Source organism: Ruegeria sp. HKCCA5491, assembly GCF_013034565.1.
In the GTDB taxonomy this organism is placed as follows: domain Bacteria; phylum Pseudomonadota; class Alphaproteobacteria; order Rhodobacterales; family Rhodobacteraceae; genus Ruegeria.
The window spans coordinates 30269-52821 of sequence record NZ_WQGG01000017.1 but is presented as its reverse complement, the minus strand read 5'-3'; the positions used below and the strand labels follow the sequence as shown (position 1 = coordinate 52821).

At 56.5% G+C, this 22553-nt stretch carries 19 protein-coding genes; 16 read left to right on the top strand and 3 right to left on the bottom strand.

What is annotated here, in order from left to right; all coding sequences use genetic code 11:
- Positions 1 to 256 precede the first annotated feature (256 nt).
- The 3 genes from GOV88_RS19470 to GOV88_RS19460 all read left to right on the top strand — a co-directional run bounded on the left by GOV88_RS19470 (position 257) and on the right by GOV88_RS19460 (position 4182).
- On the top strand, positions 257 to 910 hold the full coding sequence (locus GOV88_RS19470) for an extracellular solute-binding protein (protein ID WP_254449276.1): 654 nt from the start codon (positions 257 to 259) through the stop codon (positions 908 to 910).
- Between the two features lie 135 nt (positions 911 to 1045).
- Positions 1046 to 2176 (top strand): putative 2-aminoethylphosphonate ABC transporter ATP-binding protein, encoded by a 1131-nt coding sequence (locus GOV88_RS19465; protein WP_371808269.1) that lies wholly within the window; start codon positions 1046 to 1048, stop codon positions 2174 to 2176.
- Entirely contained in the window at positions 2176 to 4182 is a 2007-nt protein-coding gene (locus tag GOV88_RS19460; RefSeq protein ID WP_171241436.1) for a putative 2-aminoethylphosphonate ABC transporter permease subunit, read from the top strand. The genes GOV88_RS19465 and GOV88_RS19460 overlap by 1 nt, the downstream gene beginning before the upstream one ends.
- Positions 4183 to 4215: 33 nt before the next feature.
- Here GOV88_RS19460 and GOV88_RS19455 read toward each other — a convergent pair whose 3' ends face one another.
- Positions 4216 to 5106: a LysR substrate-binding domain-containing protein gene (locus tag GOV88_RS19455; protein ID WP_171126969.1), complete on the bottom strand. Its 891-nt coding sequence runs from the start codon at positions 5104 to 5106 to the stop codon at positions 4216 to 4218.
- A 116-nt stretch (positions 5107 to 5222) separates the two neighbouring features.
- Between GOV88_RS19455 and GOV88_RS19450 the strand changes: the two genes are divergently transcribed.
- From GOV88_RS19450 to GOV88_RS19430, 5 genes are all read left to right on the top strand, one after another.
- Entirely contained in the window at positions 5223 to 6410 is a 1188-nt protein-coding gene (locus tag GOV88_RS19450; RefSeq protein ID WP_171241435.1) for a 2-aminoethylphosphonate--pyruvate transaminase, read from the top strand.
- Positions 6411 to 6429: 19 nt separating this feature from the next.
- A complete protein-coding gene (gene phnA, locus GOV88_RS19445) occupies positions 6430 to 7677 on the top strand; it encodes a phosphonoacetate hydrolase (protein ID WP_171241434.1) in 1248 nt (415 codons plus the stop codon).
- Between the two features lie 18 nt (positions 7678 to 7695).
- A complete protein-coding gene (gene phnY / locus GOV88_RS19440; protein WP_254449275.1) occupies positions 7696 to 9138 on the top strand; it encodes a phosphonoacetaldehyde dehydrogenase in 1443 nt (480 codons plus the stop codon).
- Between the two features lie 99 nt (positions 9139 to 9237).
- Positions 9238 to 10593 carry an aspartate aminotransferase family protein gene (locus GOV88_RS19435; protein WP_171241432.1) on the top strand — a complete coding sequence of 452 codons (1356 nt, stop codon included), beginning with the start codon at positions 9238 to 9240 and terminating at the stop codon, positions 10591 to 10593.
- Entirely contained in the window at positions 10590 to 11429 is an 840-nt protein-coding gene (locus GOV88_RS19430; RefSeq protein ID WP_171241431.1) for an EamA family transporter, read from the top strand. The genes GOV88_RS19435 and GOV88_RS19430 overlap by 4 nt, the downstream gene beginning before the upstream one ends.
- Here GOV88_RS19430 and GOV88_RS20805 read toward each other — a convergent pair.
- Both GOV88_RS20805 and GOV88_RS19420 read right to left on the bottom strand, forming a co-directional pair.
- Complete coding sequence (locus tag GOV88_RS20805; protein WP_171241430.1) at positions 11386 to 11619, bottom strand: HAD hydrolase-like protein; 234 nt, start codon at positions 11617 to 11619, stop codon at positions 11386 to 11388. The two genes, GOV88_RS19430 and GOV88_RS20805, sit on opposite strands and share 44 nt — an antisense overlap.
- Before the next feature lie 362 nt (positions 11620 to 11981).
- The gene (locus GOV88_RS19420) at positions 11982 to 12317 is read right to left on the bottom strand and encodes a hypothetical protein (RefSeq protein WP_171241429.1); all 336 of its coding nucleotides are present in this window, start codon (positions 12315 to 12317) and stop codon (positions 11982 to 11984) included.
- A gap of 528 nt (positions 12318 to 12845) precedes the next feature.
- Here GOV88_RS19420 and GOV88_RS19415 point away from each other — a divergent pair.
- The 8 genes from GOV88_RS19415 to GOV88_RS19380 all read left to right on the top strand — a co-directional run bounded on the left by GOV88_RS19415 (position 12846) and on the right by GOV88_RS19380 (position 22553).
- The gene (locus GOV88_RS19415; RefSeq protein WP_171124768.1) at positions 12846 to 13862 is read left to right on the top strand and encodes a substrate-binding domain-containing protein; all 1017 of its coding nucleotides are present in this window, start codon (positions 12846 to 12848) and stop codon (positions 13860 to 13862) included.
- Positions 13863 to 13956: 94 nt separating this feature from the next.
- A complete protein-coding gene (locus GOV88_RS19410) occupies positions 13957 to 15486 on the top strand; it encodes a sugar ABC transporter ATP-binding protein (protein ID WP_217354442.1) in 1530 nt (509 codons plus the stop codon).
- A gap of 14 nt (positions 15487 to 15500) precedes the next feature.
- Positions 15501 to 16496, top strand: a complete 996-nt coding sequence (locus tag GOV88_RS19405; protein ID WP_171124766.1) for an ABC transporter permease — start codon at positions 15501 to 15503, stop codon at positions 16494 to 16496.
- Positions 16496 to 17476, top strand: coding sequence for a sugar-binding transcriptional regulator (locus GOV88_RS19400; protein WP_171212756.1), 981 nt, complete (start codon positions 16496 to 16498; stop codon positions 17474 to 17476). Before GOV88_RS19405 ends, GOV88_RS19400 begins: the two co-directional genes overlap by 1 nt.
- Complete coding sequence (locus tag GOV88_RS19395; protein WP_171241428.1) at positions 17466 to 18461, top strand: aldo/keto reductase; 996 nt, start codon at positions 17466 to 17468, stop codon at positions 18459 to 18461. The genes GOV88_RS19400 and GOV88_RS19395 overlap by 11 nt, the downstream gene beginning before the upstream one ends.
- A 33-nt stretch (positions 18462 to 18494) precedes the next feature.
- Positions 18495 to 20216 carry a glycerol-3-phosphate dehydrogenase/oxidase gene (locus tag GOV88_RS19390; protein WP_171241427.1) on the top strand — a complete coding sequence of 574 codons (1722 nt, stop codon included), beginning with the start codon at positions 18495 to 18497 and terminating at the stop codon, positions 20214 to 20216.
- A complete protein-coding gene (locus GOV88_RS19385; protein ID WP_171124751.1) occupies positions 20207 to 21049 on the top strand; it encodes a class I fructose-bisphosphate aldolase in 843 nt (280 codons plus the stop codon). The genes GOV88_RS19390 and GOV88_RS19385 overlap by 10 nt, the downstream gene beginning before the upstream one ends.
- Complete coding sequence (locus tag GOV88_RS19380) at positions 21042 to 22553, top strand: FGGY-family carbohydrate kinase (RefSeq protein ID WP_171241426.1); 1512 nt, start codon at positions 21042 to 21044, stop codon at positions 22551 to 22553. The genes GOV88_RS19385 and GOV88_RS19380 overlap by 8 nt, the downstream gene beginning before the upstream one ends.

The window sequence follows — 22553 nt, the reverse complement described above, 5'->3', positions numbered from 1 at the left end:
GTTGAATTGGAAGACGCGCTGAGTATCGCAGAAAAGATCGACGTGTGAAGATTAAACGGGCGGCAAGAGTCGCCCGTTTTTCGTGGCTGGCAATTGTCGCATGAGTGTCGACCATCCACCGGGCTTCTGAGCCGAAACGAGCGTCACCATCGTCGTCTATTGAGTTGAATCTCCCGCCCGGATCGCTGGGCTCAGGTCAGTAGAAAAGCTGGATCCCAAATTCGTCGACAGCGGCGATGTTCCCAGTTGGGTGGGTATGGACGCTTGGGTCGCCTCGGTCTGCTACAATACGGTCGAGGCCGAAAAGGCGGGCCTGACGCCGCCGACATCGTGGAAAGATCTGACCGACGCACAGTATCAGGGTCATGTCATCATGCCGAACCCGAACTCGTCTGGGACCGGATTCCTCGACGTTTCAAGCTGGTTGCAGTTGTTCGGTGAAGAAGGTGGCTGGGAATACATGGACGCGCTGCATGGGAACATTGCGCGTTATACCCACTCTGGTTCAAAGCCGTGCAAGCTGGCCGCCGCCGGTGAGATTCCGATCGGGATTTCGTTTGCGTTCCGCGGTGCCAAATCCAAGGCCGCGGGCGCGCCACTGGAAATCATCGTGCCAAGCGAAGGCGTTGGCTGGGATATGGAAGCGACCGCGATTGTTGCCGGGACGGCCAATCAGGAAGCAGCACAGAAACTTGTTGATTTCTCGGTCACCAAAGAAGCCAACGAAATGTACAACGTGGGCTATGCTGTTGTCGCAATGCCGGGCGTTGCCAAACCGGTTGAACACTTCCCCGACGGTTTGTTGGACGCGATGATCGAGAATGACTTTGAGTTCGCAGCCAATAATCGCGCCGCTATCCTGAAAGAATGGCAGTCGCGCTATGATGGTAAGTCCGAGCCCAAAGAATAACCACTCAAGCCGGAGGGGCTTAATGCCCCTCCGTCCGCTGGATACGCCTCCCCTAATAATTCATATGACCGACGCGGCGAATTTCTGGCCATTCTTGCGTCATGGCTGCTGCGCAAAGCTCAAGGACCACTCCCCGTGCTCAAGAAAACCTCTCCCGGTGATCTCTATCTGAGTATCCAAGACCTCTGGAAAGCGTTTGGCGAATTTCTGGCCCTCCGGGATATCTCGCTGGACATCAACGAAGGCGAATTCATCTGTTTTCTGGGCCCTTCCGGTTGCGGCAAGACAACCCTGCTGCGCGCGATCGCAGGTCTGGACCTGCAAACCAAGGGTACTGTGATGCAGGATGGCAAGGATGTCTCGAACCTGCCCCCGTCCGAGCGCGATTTTGGCATTGTGTTCCAGTCCTACGCGCTGTTTCCGAACCTGACGATCGAAAAGAACATTGCATTTGGGCTAGAAAACACTGGCCGCAGCAAATCAGAAATTGCAGTGCGCGTGGCTGAACTGTTGAACCTCGTGGGTCTGCCGGATCAGGGCAGCAAATACCCAGCCCAGCTTTCGGGTGGACAGCAACAGCGGATTGCGCTTGCGCGCGCCATTGCCACCAATCCTGGTCTGTTGCTGTTGGATGAGCCGCTGTCGGCGCTTGATGCCAAGGTCCGTGTACATTTGCGGCACGAGATCAAGGAACTGCAGCGTAAGCTGGGCGTGACCACCGTGATGGTGACACACGACCAGGAAGAGGCGCTGGCCATGGCTGACCGGATCGTTGTCATGAACCATGGCGTGATCGAGCAGGTTGGCACTCCGACCGAGATCTACCGCCACCCAGCCAACCTGTTCGTGGCCGATTTTATTGGTGAAATGAACCAGCTACCCGCCGTCGCGGGCGATGCCGAGACGTTGGAATTGGGCGGTTCAATACTGAAATGCGAGCCGCACAGCCTGCAGAAAGGCAACCGGATCGTCGCGGCCGTTCGCCCCGAGGATATCATTCCGCATGGCGAAGGCGCGCGTTCACCGGACGCGCCGGACGTCATCACAACGCCAGAAAATGCGTTTGAGGTGTTGATCACTGAAATGGAGTTCCTCGGTTCGTTCTGGCGCTGCCGCCTGTCGCATCAGACTTTCGGTGCGAAGGAGCTGATCGGTGACTTCTCGATCAATGCGGTCCGTCGTCTGGGTCTTGAAGCGGGCGAGCAGATGATGATCGAACTGCCCCGCAACCGTCTGATGGCCTTCACGCCGGCGGAGGAGGGCTGATGACTGACACCACCTCTCTCCCCGCTGGCCCGCTGATCAAGGGCAAGCTGAGCCGCGACGACCTCATCATGCGCGGTGGCATGATGGTCATCGCCCTGTACCTGGTCGTGACGCTGGCGTTTCCGCTTTGGGCGATGCTGTCCAAGTCGTTCTCGACCTATCGGATAGAGCTGTCGCAATACGAGTTTCAGGTAAGTGACGACAACGGTGTGTTCAGTGGAACCATCCTGAACGGCACCCAATTGAATACGGAAACCGGGGCCTATACCGATCAGGAACTTTCGACCGGCTCTGACGGGCGGCTGTCGGTTACGCTATTCTTCCCCGATTTCAGTTTCCGTAGCCCGGTGATGTATAAAATCCGAAACACGGAGCCCGATGGTCGGTTCCTGATCGGGTCGAACCTGCAGAAAGGCACAGACTGGGTCGAGCTTGATTCGAATACCTTCCGGCGCGTGCAACTGCGCCCGGTAAAAGCGACTGGTATAGAAAACTTCGCCAACTATTTCTCGACGCCGGCGTTGTTCAACTCGGTCAAGAACTCGATATGGATTGCGATCGTAAGCACGATCATAACCGTCACGCTGGCCTTTTGGTTTGCCTATGCGCTGAACCGCAGCTGTATGCGGTTCAAGGGCATGTTCCGGCTGGTCGCCATGGCTCCGATCCTTGTTCCCTCGCTGTTGCCTGGCATCGCACTGGTTTATCTGTTTGGCAATCAGGGGATGCTGAAAGAGCTGTTGTTTGGGGCAAGTATCTACGGCCCCATCGGCATCGTCATCGGCTCGGTCTTCTTCACTTTCCCACATGCTTTCCTGATCATATCGACGGCTTTGGCAATCTCAGACGCTCGACTATATGAGGCCGCGTCGAGTCTTCGCTCAACCCCTTGGCGTACCTTCTGGACCGTGACCATTCCGGGTGCGCGCTATGGCCTGATCTCGGCGGCTTTTGTTGTGTTCAACCTTGTGATCACCGACTTTGGCCTGCCGAAGGTAATCGGTGGTCAGTTCAACGTTCTGGCAGTGGATATCTACAAGCAGGTGATCGGCCAACAAAACTTTGAAATGGGCGCTGTCGTCTCGGTTGTTCTGGTGGTTCCGGCTATTCTGGCATTTGCCATCGACCGTCTGGTGCAGTCGAAACAGGTGGCGCTGCTGTCGGCGCGTTCGGTGCCGTATCGGCCGAAACCCAACCCGAAAACCGATCGCATCATGCTGATCTATTGCAGCATGGTTGCCCTGTTTATCGTTGGAATGCTGGCGGTTTGCCAATTCGCCGCGCTGATCATGTTCTGGCCATATGACCTGAGCCTGAGCCTGAACAACTATCAGTTCGACAAGATGGATGGCGGTGGCTGGGGGTCGTACTTCAACTCGATCAAGATGGCGCTGTTGACGGCGGTGATCGGCACCTCGATCATTTTCTTCGGTGCTTATCTGGTGGAAAAGTCAAACGGCTTCAAAACCGGGCGGGCGCTGTTCCAGATGTTTGCCATGTTGCCGATGGCGATCCCCGGAATGGTGCTGGGTCTGGCTTATATCTTCTTCAACAACCCCTCGAACCCGCTAAACGCGATCTACGGTACGATGGCCATCCTTGTAATCTGCTCGGTAACCCACTTTTATACCGTGTCGCACCTGACGGCGGTGACGGCTCTCAAGCAGATGGATACAGAGTTTGAATCTGTTTCGGCTTCGCTCAAGCAGCCAACTATGAAGCTGTTCGCGCGGGTGACGGTGCCGGTATGTCTGCCTGCGATCCTGGATATCTCGATCTATCTGTTCGTCAACGCGATGACGACGGTGTCGGCGGTGGTGTTCCTGTATTCGCCCAAGACGACGCTGGCCTCAATTGCGGTGCTGAATATGGATGATGCGGGAGATATCGCACCTGCTGCCGCGATGGGAATGATGATCTTCTACACCAACGCGGCGGCCCGAATCCTGCACCTGATTGCATCAAAAGGCATTCTGAGCCGCACTCAAGCCTGGCGCAGCCGCTGAGCCCGGGCCAGATTTTCCAACCTCCGGGGCTGCTTACACCGCTTCAGAGGTTGGCTTTGTCGCCTGTACGCGCTTGACGAAATCCATAAACGTGCGGATGACTTTGACCTCTTGGCGTTGTGAGAGGTAGATCATACTTTCACCCATACGCAGGTCCACGTCCTTGAGTTCAATCTGCCTGAGGCGATCATCGCGGCCAAATTCGGCTTGGGAGACAAATCCGATCCCGGCGCCAGATGCGACCAGTTCGCGTACCGCCTCGCGTCCTTCGGCCACAATAGCCGGATTTAGTTTCGTCTTTCTTCTTTCAGCTTCTTCTTCCAGTTTCTGGCGAGTTTTTGAGCCGCTTTCTCGAAACACCAATGGCAAAGTGTCCAGCTCGTTGAATCTTAAACTGGTCGTGGCCTTTGGTAACAATTCACGGTTAGCGAAGGCTATGATGCTCGACTCACCCAAATTCAAAAGCGTCATGTCATTGCCAGGAGAGGGGCTGCCGACGATACCGATTTCGGCGTTATAGGCCCTAAGCTCGTCCAGGACTTCGTTGGTGTTGCCAGATCTCACAGTAAGCTTGATCAAAGGAAATGCGGCCCGGAAAGGCCCAAGGAAATCGGTTAGATGGTGTGCCGAGTCCGCGATGATGCGAAGCTCGCCTTCTACAGCGGCCTTGGATTCAGACAGGTAATCTTCGATCTGAGTCTCAATCTCAAAGTACTGTTTGGTGTATCGGAACAAACGTTCGCCCTGAGGCGTTAGAAAAACGCGTTTGCGTTCACGTTGAAACAGCAACAGGTCGTGTTCCTGCTCCAACCTGCGTACCTGTTCCGAAACAGCCGGCTGGGTCAGAAACAGGACTTCGGCTGCACGGGAAAACCCACCGTGCAAGGCCACATAATGAAACGCTCTCAGCTGGCTATGTCGCATTTTTCCCTTCCTGATTTTCCATAAGTTTTACCTATGATCAGATTGATTTTAGCGATTTTACATATGGAAATTCGTGATGCAAATGTAGTCCTAAGATGACCTCCCGGAGCGCCAAAATGATCCAATCAGATCCAAAAATCCCGTCGCCGAAACTGGGCGAACCATTTCTTCTGACGCCAGGTCCATTGACGACATCTTATGCTGTAAAACAAGCGATGCTGCGCGATTGGGGGAGCTGGGATGATGATTTCCGCGCCATGACTCGTGACATGCGCACCCGGTTGCTTGCCTTGCTTGGCGAAGGCGGTGACGCCTATGATTGTGTGCCGATGCAAGGCAGTGGCAGTTTTTCCGTTGAGGCGATGTTGGCATCGTTCATCCCGCGGGAAAGCAAGACACTGGTTCTTGCGAACGGGGCTTATGGCCAGCGCTCGGCGCAGACGCTGGAATACCTCGGACGTGATCATCTGGTTCTAGACAAGGGCGATTACCTGCCTCCGCGCGGTTCGGAAGTGGCCGAAATCCTCGCCAACGATCCGGCTATCACCCACGTGGTCGCGATCCATTGCGAGACTTCCTCGGGCATTCTGAACCCGGTCGAAGAGATTTCCGAGGCGGTCTATGCGGCGGGCCGGAAGCTGCTGATCGATTCGATGTCTGCCTTTGGCGCTATTGAACTGAAGCCGTTAGAAATCCGGTATGAGGCGATGGTGTCCTCGGCTAACAAATGCATCGAAGGCGTGCCTGGCTTTGGCTTTATCATCGCCCGGAAGGATGAGTTGGAGGTCGCAAAGGGCAACAGCCACTCGCTGTCGCTGGATGTACATGCGCAATGGGCGCATATGGAAAAGACCGGCCAGTGGCGGTTTACTCCGCCGACCCACGTGGTTGCCGCCTTCCTCGAAGCACTTAGGGCGCACGAGGCCGAAGGTGGTGTTGCAGGACGCGGTGCGCGTTACGCGAAAAACCGCGACGTGATGGTTGCAGGTATGCGCGAGCTTGGGTTCGAGACGCTGCTTCAGAACCGCTGGCTAAGCCCGATCATTGTGACGTTTTTCTGCCCCGCGGACGAAAAGTTCGTGTTCTCGCGCTTCTACGATCTGATGAAGGACAAAGGCTTTATCATCTATCCGGGCAAGTTGACGGTTGTGGACAGTTTCCGCGTCGGCTGCATCGGGCAGATGGACGAGCAAGTTATGCGGCAGGTTGTTGCTGCTGCCAAGGAAACTCTGGCCGAGATGGGGGTCGCCAGCGCGGCTCCTCCGGCACTCGCACTTAAAGAACGCGCCAAGTTGGCTGCATAAGAAACAAGGACACCCCTAAATGACTATTCAAACCCCCGTGACGGCGAATGAGCGCGTTTACCCGGCCCCCAAAGTCCCTGCCATTGCCATCTGTCTGGACGGGTGCGAGCCGGAATATCTGGATGTAGCCATCGCCAAAGGGCTGATGCCGACGCTCAAGCGTATCCGTGAAACCGGCACCGACCGGCTGGCGCATTCGGTGATCCCGTCCTTCACCAACCCCAACAACCTGTCGATCGCCACCGGTCGCCCGCCCATCGTGCATGGGATTTGCGGCAACTTCCTTTATGACCCGGAAACTGGTGAAGAGGTGATGATGAACGATGTGCGCTTCTTGCGTGCGCCAACCATCTTCTCGCAGTTTTATGAGGCGGGTTATCGCGTCGCAATGGTCACCGCCAAGGACAAGCTGCGCGCGCTGCTGGGGGCTGGCCTGAAGTTTGACGAAGACCGCGCTGTTGCCTTCTCGGCTGAACGCTCGGGTGAGACCACCAATGCAGAACACGGCATCGACAATGCCAGCGCTTGGCTGGGGATGCCGGTTCCGGAAGTGTATTCCGCCGAGTTGTCGGAATTTGTCTTTGCCGCCGGTGTGAAGCTGCTCACAGAGATGCGCCCGGACGTGATGTACCTGTCGACCACCGACTATGTGCAGCACAAGTTCGCCCCGGAAGAGCAGGGTGCGCTGGATTTCTACGCCATGTTTGACAAGTATCTGGCGCAGTTGGACGAAATGGGTGCCGCCATTGTTGTAACCGCCGACCACGGCATGAAGGCCAAGCACGAACCGACCTCGAAAGAGCCGTCGGTCATCTATATGCAGGACGTGTTTGACGACTGGCTGGGTGAGGGCAAGGCCCGTGTAATCCTGCCGATCACCGATCCGTATGTGGTCCATCACGGTGCGTTGGGATCGTTTGCCACGGTCTACCTGCCCGAAGGTGCCGACCGTGCAGAGGTCAAGGCCAACGTGGCTGCTCTTCCTGAGATGATGGAAGTACTGACCAAGGAAGAGGCGGTTGCCAAATACGAACTGCCCGCCGACCGCATCGGGGATCTGACTATGGTCTGCACCGGAGGGATGACCATCGGCACCTCGGCGGACCGGCACGATCTGGCGGCCCTGGGCGAGCCGCTGCGCAGTCATGGTGGCTTGACCGAGCAGGAAGTGCCCTTCATCGTCAATCGCGTGATTGATCTAGGCAACGCGCCCGATCTGCGCAACTTTGATGCGTTTTTCTACGCCACGACAGCGGCGGCCCAGTAAGCCATGAAAGATCAACCGATGACCGAGATCAGAAATGAGGGGATGCGCATCGGCGGCGAGATCGTCTTTACCGACGAGACGGTGCCCGTTCTCTATCCTTACACCAACGAAGTGATCGGCCATGTCCCTGCGGGCAAGGCCGAGCACGCCCGCAAGGCGTTCGAGATTGCGGCGAATTACGAATCCAAGCTCACCCGGTACGAACGCAGTCAGATACTGCAACGCGCCGGAGAGTTGATCGGCGAACGGCGCGAATACCTCGCCAAATGGCTGGTGCTGGAGTTGGGCATTTGCCACCAGCACGCGATCTACGAGACCAAACGCGCGCAGGATGTCTATCAGTTCGCCGCCGCCGAGGCGCTGAAGGATGATGGCGAGATCTTCTCGTGCGACCTGACCCACAATGGCAAGGATCGCAAGATCTTCACTACCCGCGAACCCGTAGGCGCGATCAGTGCGATCACGCCCTTTAACCACCCGCTGAATATGGTCAGTCACAAGATCGCGCCATCGATTGCCACCAACAACTGTATGGTCTGCAAACCGACTGAACTGACGCCGATGACCTGTCTGACATTGGCTGACATCTTGTATGAGGCCGGTCTGCCGCCCGAGATGTTCCAGGTGGTCACCGGCTGGCCGCAGGATATCGGTGACGAGATGATCACCAATGACAAGATCGACATCATCACCTTCACCGGCGGGGTTCCGGTCGGCAAGATGATCGCGGCCAAGGCGGTCTACAAACGCCAGGCGCTGGAATTGGGGGGTAATGATCCCCTGATCGTGCTGAACGATTTGACCGATGCCGATCTGGACAAGGCCGCGACCATTGCCGTGGCCGGTGCCACCGGCAATTCGGGCCAGCGCTGCACCGCGATCAAGCGCATTCTGGTTCAGGACAGTGTGGCGGACAAGTTTGTTCCGCTGGTGTTGGAAAAGGCCAAGAAGATCAAGTTCGGCGACCCCCAGGACCCCGAGACTGAGCTGGGCTGCGTGATCCATGACAAGGCGGCGGAACTGTTTGAGAACCGCGTCTACATGGCCGAAAAAGAGGGTGCTGAAATCCTTTATCACCCCGGTCGTCAGGGCGCGCTGCTGCCGCCCATCGTGGTCGATAAAGTGCCCCATGACAGCGAGCTGGTGATGGAGGAAACCTTCGGCCCCATCATTCCCATCGTCCGCGTACCCGACGATGATGATCAGGTGATGGCGATCTCGAACTCGACCGAGTTCGGCTTGTCGTCTGGCGTCTGCACCAACGACCTGAACCGTGCGATTGCCTATATCAACGGCCTCGACGTTGGCACCTGCAATATCTGGGAACAACCCGGCTACCGCATCGAAATGTCCCCCTTCGGCGGCATTAAGGACAGCGGCAACGGCGTGAAAGAAGGCGTGATCGAAGCGATGAAGTTCTTCACCAACGTCAAAACCTATTCGCTGCCGTGGCCAAGGTGAGGGAATAAGAGAAACCAGAATTTCTCCCCAGCTCGCGGGGCCCCAAACGGGGCCTCGCGCATTTGACTTCACCGGATGCGAGCCAGAATCGAGGACCATATGTCAGTCAGCATTACCCACACTGAAGGTGAGTCCAACACCTCGGATGCGCGTAGGTCTTGGTTAAAGTCGTCGATTGGCCCTCGGTCCGCGCCGTTGCTGAAACGGGACTCGGATGCGTTTTTGCATCAAAGTCTGTCCAGCCCCTGCGTTAGCACCATCGCCAAGGCAGAAGGTATCTGGATCGAAGATTTGGATGGCCGCCGGTACATGGATTTCCATGGCAACTCGGTCCATCACATCGGCTATGGTCATCCGCGTCTGATCAAAGCGATCAAGGCACAGTTGGATGACCTGCCCTTTGCCCCGCGTCGCTTTACCAATGATCCTGCGGTGGAACTGGCTGAGAAGCTGGCCGAGATCGCGCCCAGTGATCTGGGCAAAACCCTGTTCACAACCGGCGGATCGGACGCCAATGAGGTGGCGCTGAAAATCGCGCGTGCTGCGACGGGCCGGTTCAAGACCGTCAGCTTTTGGGATGCTTTTCACGGCGCAGGTTTTGGTGCGGCTTCAGTCGGCGGAGAGGCCACGTTTCGCAGCCATATCGCAGGCCCTCTGATGCCGGGGGCCGAGCACGTCGCACCCTTCGCCTGCTATCGCTGTCCGTATAACCACGCCGGGCCTGAAACCTGCGGTCTGGCCTGTGCCAAGATGGTTGAATTCGCCTTGGAACGCGAAGGCGATGTTGCCGCCGTGATCGCGGAACCCATGCGTGCGGTGCCTTATGTGCCCCCGGCGGGATTCTGGAAATCGGTGCGCGAGGCCTGCAATCGGCATGGCGCGTTGCTGATCATGGATGAGATTCCGACTGGCCTGGGCAAGACCGGTAAGATGTTCGCCTTCGAACATGATGAGATCGTGCCCGACATCGTGACCCTTGGCAAAGCCCTTGGCGGAGGCATCTTGCCCATTGCCGCCTGCATCGCCCGCCGCGATCTGGACGTGTGCGGAGATTTTGCGATCGGGCATTACACGCATGAAAAAAACCCGGTCACGGCGCGCGCCGCTTTGACCACGATCCAGATCATAGAAGATGAAGGTCTGGTCGACCGGTCCTCCGAACTGGGGGCCCACGCGATGGGGCGGCTGGAATCCGAACTGGCTCAGGTTGAGATCGTAGGGGATATCCGGGGCCGTGGCCTGATGTTCGGGGTCGAGATCGTCAAAAGCCGCAGCACCCGCGAGGCAGACGATGCCAGTGCCGAACGCATCTATTATGATTGTCTGAACGGCGGTGTAAGCTTCAAGATCAGTCAAGGCTGCGTGCTGACGCTTTCTCCGCCGCTGACCATTTCGCGGGATGATCTGGATAGCGCGCTGGATACCGTCATTGCGGCGATAAAGGCGCAAGCTTGACTCTCTCGATTGTGCTGATCGTTTTGACTGCGGCAATTCTTCACGCGTCCTGGAACGCAATCGTCAAAGGCGCACCTGACAAAGCCATCGTTCTGGGGTTGGTGTCGCTGGGTCACGCTATTCCGGCATTGTTTGCACTGCCTTTTCTGGGCTTGCCGGTCTGGGCAGCGGTTCCGTTTATCGTCGCCTCAACCCTTATCCACTGGGGGTATTATTGGTTTTTGAACGCCGCCTACAAGCATGGCGACTTGTCGGTGGTCTATCCGATCTCACGCGGAATAACACCGATCCTGGTTGCACTGGGCGCGATCTTTTTCGCAAATGAGTTTCTTTCGATCGGGGCGTGGATCGGGATTCTTTGTATTTCTGTGGGTATTGGATTTCTGGCTCTTGCCGGATTGGGTAAACACACCAATTGGATCGCAATAGCGGCAGCGCTCGGCACCGGGCTGATGATTGCGTCTTATTCAATTGTTGATGGAATAGGCATAAGATTGTCCGAAAACACGCTGGGCTATATCGCGTTACTGTTTGTTGCAGAAATATTCGTTGCCTTCTTTGTCTTTACGACTCGTTGGCAAAGACTTGTAGCCATGCCCAGAAACTTCGTTTGGGCTGGTCTCACTGGCGGGGTAATATCGGGACTGGCGTATGGTCTTGTATTATATGCCAAGACGTTTGCACCTTTGGGCATGGTTTCCGCACTGCGCGAGAGTTCTGTAGTCTTCGCCGCCATAATCGGCGTTATGTGGTTTGGCGAAGGGCCTAAATCCAATCGACTTTTTGCGGCGATCACCGTTGCCATTGGAATTGTCGTATTGCCGTTTTCGCGGTGACTGGCCCGGCTGCTTGCGCCGATGCGACATCAGTCGACATTTGATAGCCAATCGTAATAGTAGACTGCTTTTCAGTTCCCAGGGTTTCCAGCGCGCAATTGAGTAAGAAAGGCTCGGGTTTTTCAACTTTGATTGGTGATACACCAGAGGCCGTTTCAATTGCCTGTAACAATGAAACTGTGCCGGGCACAACTCCGGTTTCCTATGGAGCCATCGTGTCCGGATTGGTGCCGATAAAGAGTGCGCCTCGTAAAGTAGCGGATTGCGCCCTGGACACTTTTCATAGCTGAAACCAGGATCAATTCGCGCGAGAAAGGCAGAAACATCTTCGTCAGAAACAACGAAGCCTTGATCCCGAACCCAATTGGCGAGATTGGCAGACCCCAAAACCACTACCAGCGCGTTTGGTTCCAGAAGTTGCGCCAACTTCTCGGCTGCAACGATCGTGGTTGTATGGATTCCTGCTGGGCTGGTTGCTATCCCGAGCCGGTTATCTTCGTCTTGGCAGCCATATGGGGACTTCCGTATCTCGGGGCTGTACTGGAAAAGAGGTCACTTTTTCATAACCAGCGCATAGATCGAGACAGCGATCGTGATCGTAAAACCATAGATCAGTTGGGTATAGAAGCCCTGCACGCGCATTGCGACGATACCGGCCTCAAGCGATCCGATGATCAGGATGCCTACGAAGGTGCCATACATCGAACCACGCCCGCCAAAGACCGACGTGCCTCCGATAAACACCGCCGCCAACGCGGGCAACAGGAAGCCGTCGCCGGTGGGCCAGAAATAGGTGACTTCGGACTGCAGGAAGACTGCGGACAGGCCCGACATCGCATCCAGTGTGCTCTGAGGCCATGACAGCTCCGTTATACACCACAGACGCAAAGGTTCCTCCTTCTGGACCTCCGGGAAAGAAAACGAAATTCAATCCCTCACATTCTTCAGCGGCAGAGGAAGACGTCGCCGCAAGAGTCGCCAGTGTTAGTCCGAAAGCCGACGCCAATAATCTGTTCATAGTTATCCTCCCAAATACCTCGTGCGGCACTTTTGGCGCAGATCCAACTGCGCGTCGCCGAGCGATATTCGACCGAGCGTGCAAAAAAGGGATTGGCGGGTTAGAGGATATTTGAATTTAGTACGTCTTATGAAATATTTTTCATTAGAGCATTGTTGATCCCTGACGTTTTACGTGGGTTGGAGCCAGCCTTAATTGTGACGGCACTCCTATAAACAATGTATGAAAAAAATTTCATCAGTACCAAAAATTTTCAAAAAGCTGTTGACGGGTGTTTTGGCTGACCTCTAAAACAACTTTACTGCAATAACACGCAATTAATGAAATTTCTTGCATTTGCCACGTAATGGAGGAAAACTACGAGGCAGGTGCAGGGACACGCTCTTGGGAGGAGTTCTATGAAGTACAAGAAAATCAATGGGTTTGTTGCATCTGCCGCAATTGCAGTTGCTGGTGTAGCGGCGGTTCCGGCACAGGCCGAGGGCATCATGTGTGATCCGGGCGAGACCTATATCATGAACGTCATGGTTTCGGGTCACCCCTATTGGGTACCGGTCTATCAGGGCTTCAAGCAGGCCGCCGAAGCCTTCGGATGCGAGACCGTTTTCTCGGGAACCCCGGATTACGACATCACTAAGCAGATCGCCTCGTTCGAGCAGGATCTGGTGAAATCGCCTGCGGGAATTCTGCTGCACCCGATGCAGTCTGACCCGTTCATCGAGCCGATTGACCGCGCCATCGGCAACGGAACCGAGATCGTGACCTTTGCCGCCGATAGCCCGAATTCCAAGCGGACCGGCTATATCACTTCGGACAACCATGCCGAGGCAAAATTCGCAGCGGAAGAAATCGTCAAGCAGGTAGGCGACAGCGCCGAATATGCGGTTCTGGAGAACCCCGGCCAGTCGAACCATGACCTGCGCGTGACATCGCTAATCGCGTATATGGAGGCCAACTATCCGAATATGAAACTGGTGGGCCGTCAGGCGACCAATCAGGACAGCAACGCGGCTTATCGTGCGACGGCTTCGATCATCCAGGCCAACCCGAATGTCGCGGCAATCTGGATCCCAGAAGCGGGGTCTGCTGAAGGTGCCGTGGCCGCCAAGCTGGAAGCTGAATCGGACATCCTGATCATGCATGCGGACGTCACGCCCACAACGCTGGAGCATATTCGCGCGGGCAACATCCACATGTCGCTGAACCCCAATCAGGGTGTGCAAGGCTTCATGGGCTTCATGGCGGTGCATCTGGCCAACCGGGCGGACATCTTTGATCCGTTCAACGACTGGCAGACCAGTGGATTCAACCCGGTTCAGATCCCGTTCATGGACAATGGCTTTGCGGTCATCACCAAGGACAATGCCGACAGCTTTGATCTGAACGTCTACATGGAAGGCCGTGACCCGGCCTGATCGGGAAACATGCTTCTCCCCGAGGACCGTTTGCTGCCTAAAGACGTCTTCTAAGGTGGGCGGTCCTCAACTCTAAGACTTAGTTAGCCAAGAAATGAACATCGTGATGCGGGATGTGATCCTCAAAATCGAAAACCTCAGCAAGTCCTTTGGTCCGGTCAAGGCGCTGCGAGGGGTAAATTTCGAACTTAAGAAGGGTGAGATTCACGCGATTGCAGGCGAGAATGGCGCGGGCAAGTCGACACTAATGAATGTGATCGACGGGATTTTGCAACCGGACAGCGGGGATATTGTGCTGGACGGTAAAGCGGTCAAAATCTCGTCGCCCACAATGGCACAGCAACTGGGCATTGGTTTCGTCCATCAGGAAATCGCCCTGTGCCCGGATGTGTCGGTGGCCGAGAATATCTTTATGGCCACCACGAATGTCAGCCGGTCGTGGCTGATGGACTACAAGAAACTGGAACGCGAGGCGGTGGATGTATTTCGCCAACTCAGCGATATCGACCCTTCGGTTCTGGTAAAAAACCTATCTATCTCGAATCAGCAACTGGTCGAGATTGCCAAGGCCCTAACGCTGGATTGCCGCATTCTGATTTTGGATGAGCCTACAGCCGCACTCACGGAAACCGAGGCTCAGACCCTGTTTGGGATCATGCGCAATCTGGCAGATCAGGGAATTTCGATCATCTACATCTCGCACCGGATGGTCGAAATTTTCGACAATTGCGACCGTGTGTCGGTGTTCCGCGATGGGCAGCACATTGTCACGAATGACGTAGCAGATATTCAGCCCAGCGATGTCGTCAACGCGATGGTCGGCCGGGTGATCGACAACCTGTATCCCGATAAAGCCGCCGAAGGCGCGATTTCGGAGGAAACCGTCCTTAAAGTTAAGGGTCTATCCGAAGCGACGCGGTTTCAGGACGTCAGCTTTGAGCTGAAGAAAGGCGAAATTCTGGGCATCGCGGGATTGATTGGTGCCGGACGAAGCGAGATCGTCAAAGGCATTTGCCAGCTTGAGGGGGATGTCACGGGGGATGTCTGGCTCAATGGTGAAAAGTTAGCGCTACGCAACTATCAAGACAGCATCGCCAAGGGAATGGTGTACCTGTCTGAAGACCGAAAAGGCGACGGCGTTTTCCTTGATATGTCGATTGCGTCGAATGTGTCAGCCTTGAAGGTCGAACAAGTGGCAGGGCCGCTCGGATTGATCCGGACCGGCACCGAAGAGGCTCAGGCCGAGGCTTTGGGGCGTAAGCTGAACCTGAAATGCAGGTCGTTGAGTGATCCTGTTTCGTCCCTGTCGGGGGGGAACCAGCAAAAGGTGGCAATTGCTAAAATGCTCTCGGTCAATCCGCGGCTGATCTTTCTGGATGAGCCGACCCGAGGTGTCGACGTGGGCGCGAAATCGGAAATTCACAAGATCCTGAGAGACTTGGCAAACGATGGTGTCGGGATCGTTGTGATTTCGTCCGAGTTGCCCGAACTGATTGGTGTCTGTGACCGGGTGCTGGTGGTGCGTGAAGGGCGTATCAGCGGCCAAGTCACAGGCGATGAAATGACAGAAGAAAACATCATGCATCTGGCCTCGGTCACGGACGCGCAGGCATCAGTCGCATGAGTGGAGAAGCGAAAATGGACAACACCGTAAATCTGGCCCAAGCGGATGCGGCCGACAATATGCCGTTTCTGAAACGGCTGTTTCGGATGCGCGAAACCGGATTGATCGTGATCATTCTGGCGTTGTTCCTGATCATGTCCTTTGCCTCACCGTATTTTCTGACCTGGGCTAATATGCGGGCAATGTCGATGGCCTTTGCGGTGGATGGCTTGCTGGTGATCGGGATGACGATCCTGCTGATATCTGGAGGCATTGACCTTTCGGTGGGCTCGGTCACGGCACTGGCCATGGTGATCGCGGGCTGGCTGTTTCTGAGTGGAGTAAACCCATGGGTGGCCTCGGCCATGGCAATTGCACTCTGTACGGGTATTGGCGCGTTCATGGGGTTCTTCGTGACGCGCGTAGGGCTGCACCATTTCATCGTATCGCTGGCGATCATGGTGATCGCGCGGGGCGCATGCCTGCTGTTCACTGGAGGGCGTCCGCTGGGCCTTTATACCCTACCTCCCGAGTTCAAGTTCATCGGGCAGGGCACCATCGGGCAGATCCCGATCGTGATCGTCATTTTTCTGGTCTTCGTGATCGCCTTTGACTTCATGCTGCGGCGCACGACTATGTTCCGCAAAGTGTTCTACACTGGCAGCAACGAAAAGGCCGCCGCCTATTCGGGTATCCGCACCAAAAAGGTGATCTTCCTGACCACCACGCTCTGTTCAACTCTGTGTGGCATTGCAGGCATTATCTACATGGCGCGGTTCGGCTCGGCCCAACCGACCTTCGGGCTGGGGCTGGAGCTGACCATCATTGCCGCCGCCGTCATTGGCGGGGCCAGCCTGAATGGCGGGTCGGGGTCAATCCTTGGCGCAATCCTGGGCGTGATCCTTTTGTCGTTGGTCTCCAGTTCCTTGGCGCTGCTGGATGTGTCGGTCTACTGGCAGGACATCATCCGCGGCTCGATCCTGTTGGCGGCAGTGACCATCGACCATTACCTGAACAAAAGGCGAGGGTGATGGTCGACAAGAAGAAAGACTTTGAGCTGATCCGGCAGATCCACACCGTTCTGGTCCTGCACTATCTGGAAGGCCAGAAACAGGCCGATATCGCGCGGGCGCTGAACCTGTCGAACTCGAAGGTCAACCGTCTGATCACACAGGGCCGCAAGATGGGCATGGTCAAGATCGACATTGAAAGCCCGTTCGAGACACTGATGGATATCGAACGGGATTTGACAAAGTCGTCGGGCCTGTCTGAGGCCATCGTCACCCCTTCGGTTGCGGGTAGCGAAGAAACAACTCTGCAACAAGTCGGGCGGGCCGCTGCCAACCATTTGATCGAAAACCTTAGCGAAGGTGATGTTATTGCGATCACTGGCGGAAAAGCCGTCAGCGCCACGGTCGAAGCGTTGGAGGTCGAACGCGCAGTCGATGTTACTGTAGTGCCCCTGACCGGCGGCATTCAGGGCAAATACTATACAGATGTGAATCACTTGGCGACGCAGATGGCAGAGCGGTTGGGCGGCAAGACAATGTTGTTGCATGCGCCGCTATTTGCGGAGAGCCGCGATCAGCGGGACATGTTGGAACAGGTCTCTTCGATCCGCGAGGTGCTGGATCTGGCCCGCCACGCCAATGTAGCGCTTGTAGGGGTTGGGTCAATCGAGCCGGAAGGCTCCAGCTACTACGACCTTCACCCAGTGCCCGAAGCAGATCGTAAGATGCTGATGGGCATGGGCGTGATCGGAGAGTTTCTGGCCCACCTGATCCATATCGACGGCTCGGTCTCGAACTATGCGCTGAACTCGCGGCTGGTCTCGGTGTCGCCAAACGATCTTGCGCATTGCAAGCGGGTGATCGGGGTGACCGCAGGAGCGCAGAAAGTGCTGCCGATCAAGGCGGTACTGAACGGAAAGTTTCTCAATTCGCTGATCTTGGACGAGAGCACAGCGACTGCAGTCTTACGGGAAATGGAAGGAGCACGAAATGTCGCATGAAATGTTGACGCGGGAAATCGGAAACTCTGGTATCGAGGCCTCTGTGGTCGGTCTTGGAACCTGGGCCATCGGCGGGTGGATGTGGGGCGGAACGGATGAGGCGAAATCCATCGCCGCAATCCAGGCCTCGGTCGATGCGGGGATTACGTTGATCGACACGGCCCCTGCCTATGGGCAGGGCGTAGCCGAAGATATTGTTGGCAAGGCATTGAAAGGGCGCCGCGACAAGGTGGTGCTGGCCACCAAATGCGGGTTGGTTTGGCATACGCAGAAGGGCAACCATTTCTTCGACTATGACGGCAAGCCGGTGCATCGCTATCTGGGCAAGGGCGCGATTATCTATGAGGTCGAGAAAAGCCTGACCCGACTGGGTACCGATTACATCGACCACTACATCACCCATTGGCAGGACCCTACCACCCCCATCGCTGAAACGATGGAGGCGTTAGAGACCCTGAAACAGCAGGGCAAAATCCGCTCTATCGGGGCCAGCAATACTTCGGTCGATGAGGTCAAGGCTTATGTCGCCTCCGGTCAGTTGGACGCCATTCAGGAAGAATACTCGATGGTCAAGCGCGACATCGAAGGCACGCTGCTGCCTATGTGCCGCGAGAATGTTGTGTCGGTCCTTAGCTATTCATCGCTGGCGCTAGGGTTGCTCAGTGGCAAGATCGGTCCTGATCGGGTGTTCGAAGGCGACGATCAGCGCAAGGACAATCCGCGTTTCTCGATGGCTAATCGCCAGAAGGTTGCCAATCTGATGGGGACCATCGCGCCTATTGCCGAGGCACATGGCGCGACGCTGGCGCAGACGGTAATCGCTTGGACCGTGCAACAACCCGGTATCACATTCTCGCTTTGCGGCGCGCGTGACGCGGCACAGGCGGCCGAGAATGCCAAGGCGGGCCAATTGCGCCTGACCGAAGCTGAAACCGCTGACATCAGTGCGCAAGCTATCGCGCACCTGAGCGATCTCGACAGCTAAGACCCCAAGGCCCCCGCAACGAACAGGACCACCATGTCAGAACAAAGACAACAATGCCTGACAAAGCTGCACGAGAACGCTGTTTTTGACGCCGTGGTTATCGGCGGGGGCATAAACGGGATTGGAGTTTATCGGGATTTGGCCTTGCAGGGGCTGCGGGTCTTGCTGGTTGAGCGCAACGACTTTGCCTCGGGGTGCAGCGCCGCGCCGTCGCGGATGATCCATGGTGGATTGCGTTACCTAGAGAATGGCGAATTCGATCTGGTGCAAGAGTCGCTGCGCGAACGCGATGCACTGCTGTTGAACGCTCCTCATATGGTGCGGCCTTTGCCGACGGTCATTCCGATCACTTCGGTGTTTTCGGGTATGTTAAACGCGGTGGCCAGTTTTGTCGGTTGGCAGGGCAAACCCTCTAGTCGTGGTGCGATGCCGATCAAGCTGGGGTTGTCGCTGTATGATTGGGTGACGCGCAAGCGGCGTATCCTGCCAAAGCATCATTTCAACAGCGCAGGGCGAACGCGCAGCGACTGGCCTGAGCTAACGCCCAAGGCCACTCGATCAGCCGTGTATTATGACGCGCAGATCACGCATCCAGAACGTCTGTGTGTCGAAATGATCCGCGATGTGCAGATCGCCGCGCCTGATTGCATAGCTTTGAACTATGCCGAAATGACGCGGGACGGTGAAGATTATGCTGTGACAGACCGGCGCAGCGGTCAGCAATTGCCAGTTCAGCCCAAGGTGATCGTGAATGCCACTGGTGCCTGGCTGGATGATACAGTCCGCAGCCTGGGCGGCGAAGCCAGTCAGCAGATGGTCTCGGGCACCAAGGGTTCGCACCTGATCATCGACAACCCGGCACTGTTGCAGGCGCTTGGCGGTCATATGGTCTATTTCGAAAATACCGACGGGCGGGTCTGTATCGTGTTTCCCTATCAGGGAAAGGTGCTGGCGGGTTCAACCGATATTCGCGTCGACAAAGCAACGCGCGTGCGATGTGAGCCGGAAGAGTTCGACTATATTCTCGGTTCACTGCGGTTGGTATTTCCTGAGATTCAGATCGCTGCCGAACAGGTTGTGTTCAGCTATAGCGGGATCCGCCCGCTGCCGCACAGTGATCAGGATTTCACCGGTCGGATTTCGCGTGGTCATTACACGACGCGGCTGGACGGATCGGTGCCGCAGTTCTGCATGGTTGGTGGTAAATGGACGACCTTCCGCGCATTTGGTGAACAGACCACGGATAAGGTTCTGGCCGCGCTTGAAAAACCGCGTAAGACGTCGACCCTTGGATTGCCTATCGGGGGCGGAGCACAGTTTCCCGATGATGCGAAAACGCTGCAAAACAGGCTGGTCGAGGACTTTCACATTTCGCCCGACCGCGCGCTGCACCTGATGGAACATTACGGCACGCACGCCGACGATGTGGGACAGTTCTGCCAATCGGTTAAGGATACGCCACTGTTGGCTGGCTGCCCTTATACCGAGGCCGAGATTATTTGGCTGCTGCGCACGGAATTTGTCGAAACCCTGTCTGATATCGTCCTGCGCCGAACCGCTTTGGCGATCACAGGGCAGATTTCGGATGCGCTGCTGGGCCAGTTGGGAACTCTTGTGGCCGCCGAACGCGGTATCAGCCCGCAGGAAATCACTGATCAGACCCAAACGCTTATACATGAATTGTCCGAGTATTACGGCGTGTCCGCCGAAACTCTGACCGCACGAAACAAGGAACGGAGAACAGAATGCGTGTAAGTACCAAAGCCCGAATGAACCGGATGTTTACCAATGGCGGATGTCTGGACGTGGCGATCGACCACGGGGTCTGCAATGAGCCCAGCTTTATGGTCGGGCTTGAGGATATGGCGGGTGTCATGGACACGCTGATTGGGGCCAAGCCGGATGCCATTCAGTGTGCCTATGGGCAAGCCGACCTGCTGCAATCGCGCCCCGAAAAGGACAAGCCCGCGCTGGTGATGCGGATCGACATGGGCAACCCCTATAACGATCAGCGCCACCGGGTGATGTGGTCGATGCTGCAAAACGCAGACGAGCCGATTATCGGCGCACTGGAAATGGACGCCGCCGCCGTTGTCGTCAACCTGTTCATGCTGCCGGACGAGCCTGAACTGTTTCGTCAGTGCGTCGAGAACATCAGCAAGGTGCGCGCGGCCTGTCACAAATACGGTATGCCGTTGATGATCGAACCTCTGGTCATGCTGCCCAATGAAGTGCGCGGTGGTTATCAGGTGGATGGTGACGCCGAGAAGATCGTGACGTTGGTGCGACTGGCCTCGGAAATGGGGGCTGATATCATCAAGGCAGACCCAACCGAAAACCCCGAGGACTTCCACCGCGTGATTGAGGCTGCGCGCGTGCCCGTTCTGGTGCGCGGCGGTGGTAAGGAAGAACTGAAGAACGTGTTGATGAAATCGGCGGCACTGATCGCGCAGGGTGCGCAAGGGATGGTTTATGGCCGCAACATCTATCAGCACGACAATCCCAAGGCGGTTGTGGCAGCATTGATGGCGATGATCCATGATAAGGCCAGCGGCGAAGAAGCGTGGGATATCTATAACCGTGGCTAACAACCAATACATATTGGGCCTGGATGCGGGGAATACGGTCATCAAGGCCGTGCTCTTCGACCTAAACGGGCAGCCCGTGGCGATGCAGGCGCTGGACGGTCAGTCTTCGACCCCGCAACCGGGACATGTGGAGCGTGACCTGAATGAGCTTTGGGCCAATGCACGGCAGGTGATCTCTGGTTGCATCGACAAGGCCGGGGTCACGTCGGATCAGATTATTGGCGTCGGTTGTGCCGGGCATGGCAACGGGCTGTACCTGCTGGACAAGGCGGGTGAACCGCTTGTCGGCATCCAGTCGCTCGACACGCGCGCTGCCGGTCTGGCCGAGGAATTGTCCGAAGCCGCAGGGGATGCTCTGCACGCGCTGTGTTTGCAAAAACCGTGGCCGTCGCAAACCCCGGTTCTGCTGGCTTGGATCAAACGCCACCAGCTCGAGATTTATGTACAGACCGGCACTGTGCTTCTGTGCAAGGATTTCATTACCTACAAGCTGACAGATGAGCAGGTCAGCGAGATATCGGACATGTCGGGCAGTGGTCTGACCCGGATGCCGGACTGCACCTATGACGACACACTGTTGGCGCTTTACGGTTTGGAAGACGCGCGCGAGATGCTCCCGCGCTTGATCGACCCGGCGGATATCGCCGGAACCGTCAGCGCCGAGGCCGCCGCAGCAACCGGCCTGGCCGAAGGCACACCGGTGATTGGGGGCTACTTCGATGTGGTCTCCAGCGCAATGGGCTCGGGCGTCGTGCGTGGGGGCGAGGCGTCGATCATAGCAGGAACCTGGAGCATCAATCAGGTGTTTTCGGACAAACCTGCCGTCAACGATGATCTGTTCATGGTGTCGGGCTTTGGCCCCAACCGGTTCGTGAACATCGAGGCCAGCGCGACGTCGGCCGCCAATCTTGAATGGTATGTGCGTGAATTCGTCGAACGCGGCGCGCATCACGACGATCCTTTTGGGTTCTGCAATGACAAGGTGGCCGAGGTCACCCCTGCGGCGGATGACCCGTTCTTCCATCCGTTCCTTTATGGTTCGGGGCAGGGGGCGTCGTTCCGGGGCGGGTTTTATGGTGTTGCGGGCTGGCACGGTGAAAGCCACATGTTGCGCGCCTTGTTCGAGGGTGTTTTGTTCGAGCACCGCCGCCATATCGAGGTTCTGAAAACCGCAGGCGTCAGCTTTGATCAGGCGGTTCTGTCTGGCGGTGGCTCGCGCAGCCCTGTCTGGCCGCAGATGTTCGCCGATTGCCTTGGTGTACCGATCTATGTGGCCGAAGCGCAGGAAACTGGTGCTTTGGGTGCGGCGATTGGTGTGTCGGTGGCAACGGGCGCGTACGGCTCCTACGAAGAGGCCATCGGTCAGATGACCCGCCGCAAGGCCGAGTTCCAGTCGAATGCGGACATGAAAGCCCATTACGATAACCGCTACGCGCAGTACCTTGCGCTTATCGAAGCCATGCGCGGGTTTTGGGACAGCGCTCAAACTTCAACCGAAAGGTAA

What these genes read in the sequence shown, in the direction of transcription:
- GOV88_RS19470 (WP_254449276.1), top strand. Translation starts at nt 257, where the DNA reads ATGGACGCTTGGGTCGCCTCGGTCTGCTACAATACGGTCGAGGCCGAA.
- GOV88_RS19460 (WP_171241436.1), top strand. Translation starts at nt 2,176, where the DNA reads ATGACTGACACCACCTCTCTCCCCGCTGGCCCGCTGATCAAGGGCAAG.
- GOV88_RS19455 (WP_171126969.1), bottom strand. Translation starts at nt 5,106, where the DNA reads ATGCGACATAGCCAGCTGAGAGCGTTTCATTATGTGGCCTTGCACGGT.
- GOV88_RS19450 (WP_171241435.1), top strand. Translation starts at nt 5,223, where the DNA reads ATGATCCAATCAGATCCAAAAATCCCGTCGCCGAAACTGGGCGAACCA.
- phnA (WP_171241434.1), top strand. Translation starts at nt 6,430, where the DNA reads ATGACTATTCAAACCCCCGTGACGGCGAATGAGCGCGTTTACCCGGCC.
- phnY (WP_254449275.1), top strand. Translation starts at nt 7,696, where the DNA reads ATGACCGAGATCAGAAATGAGGGGATGCGCATCGGCGGCGAGATCGTC.
- GOV88_RS19435 (WP_171241432.1), top strand. Translation starts at nt 9,238, where the DNA reads ATGTCAGTCAGCATTACCCACACTGAAGGTGAGTCCAACACCTCGGAT.
- GOV88_RS19415 (WP_171124768.1), top strand. Translation starts at nt 12,846, where the DNA reads ATGAAGTACAAGAAAATCAATGGGTTTGTTGCATCTGCCGCAATTGCA.
- GOV88_RS19410 (WP_217354442.1), top strand. Translation starts at nt 13,957, where the DNA reads ATGAACATCGTGATGCGGGATGTGATCCTCAAAATCGAAAACCTCAGC.
- GOV88_RS19405 (WP_171124766.1), top strand. Translation starts at nt 15,501, where the DNA reads ATGGACAACACCGTAAATCTGGCCCAAGCGGATGCGGCCGACAATATG.
- GOV88_RS19400 (WP_171212756.1), top strand. Translation starts at nt 16,496, where the DNA reads ATGGTCGACAAGAAGAAAGACTTTGAGCTGATCCGGCAGATCCACACC.
- GOV88_RS19395 (WP_171241428.1), top strand. Translation starts at nt 17,466, where the DNA reads ATGTCGCATGAAATGTTGACGCGGGAAATCGGAAACTCTGGTATCGAG.
- GOV88_RS19390 (WP_171241427.1), top strand. Translation starts at nt 18,495, where the DNA reads ATGTCAGAACAAAGACAACAATGCCTGACAAAGCTGCACGAGAACGCT.
- GOV88_RS19385 (WP_171124751.1), top strand. Translation starts at nt 20,207, where the DNA reads ATGCGTGTAAGTACCAAAGCCCGAATGAACCGGATGTTTACCAATGGC.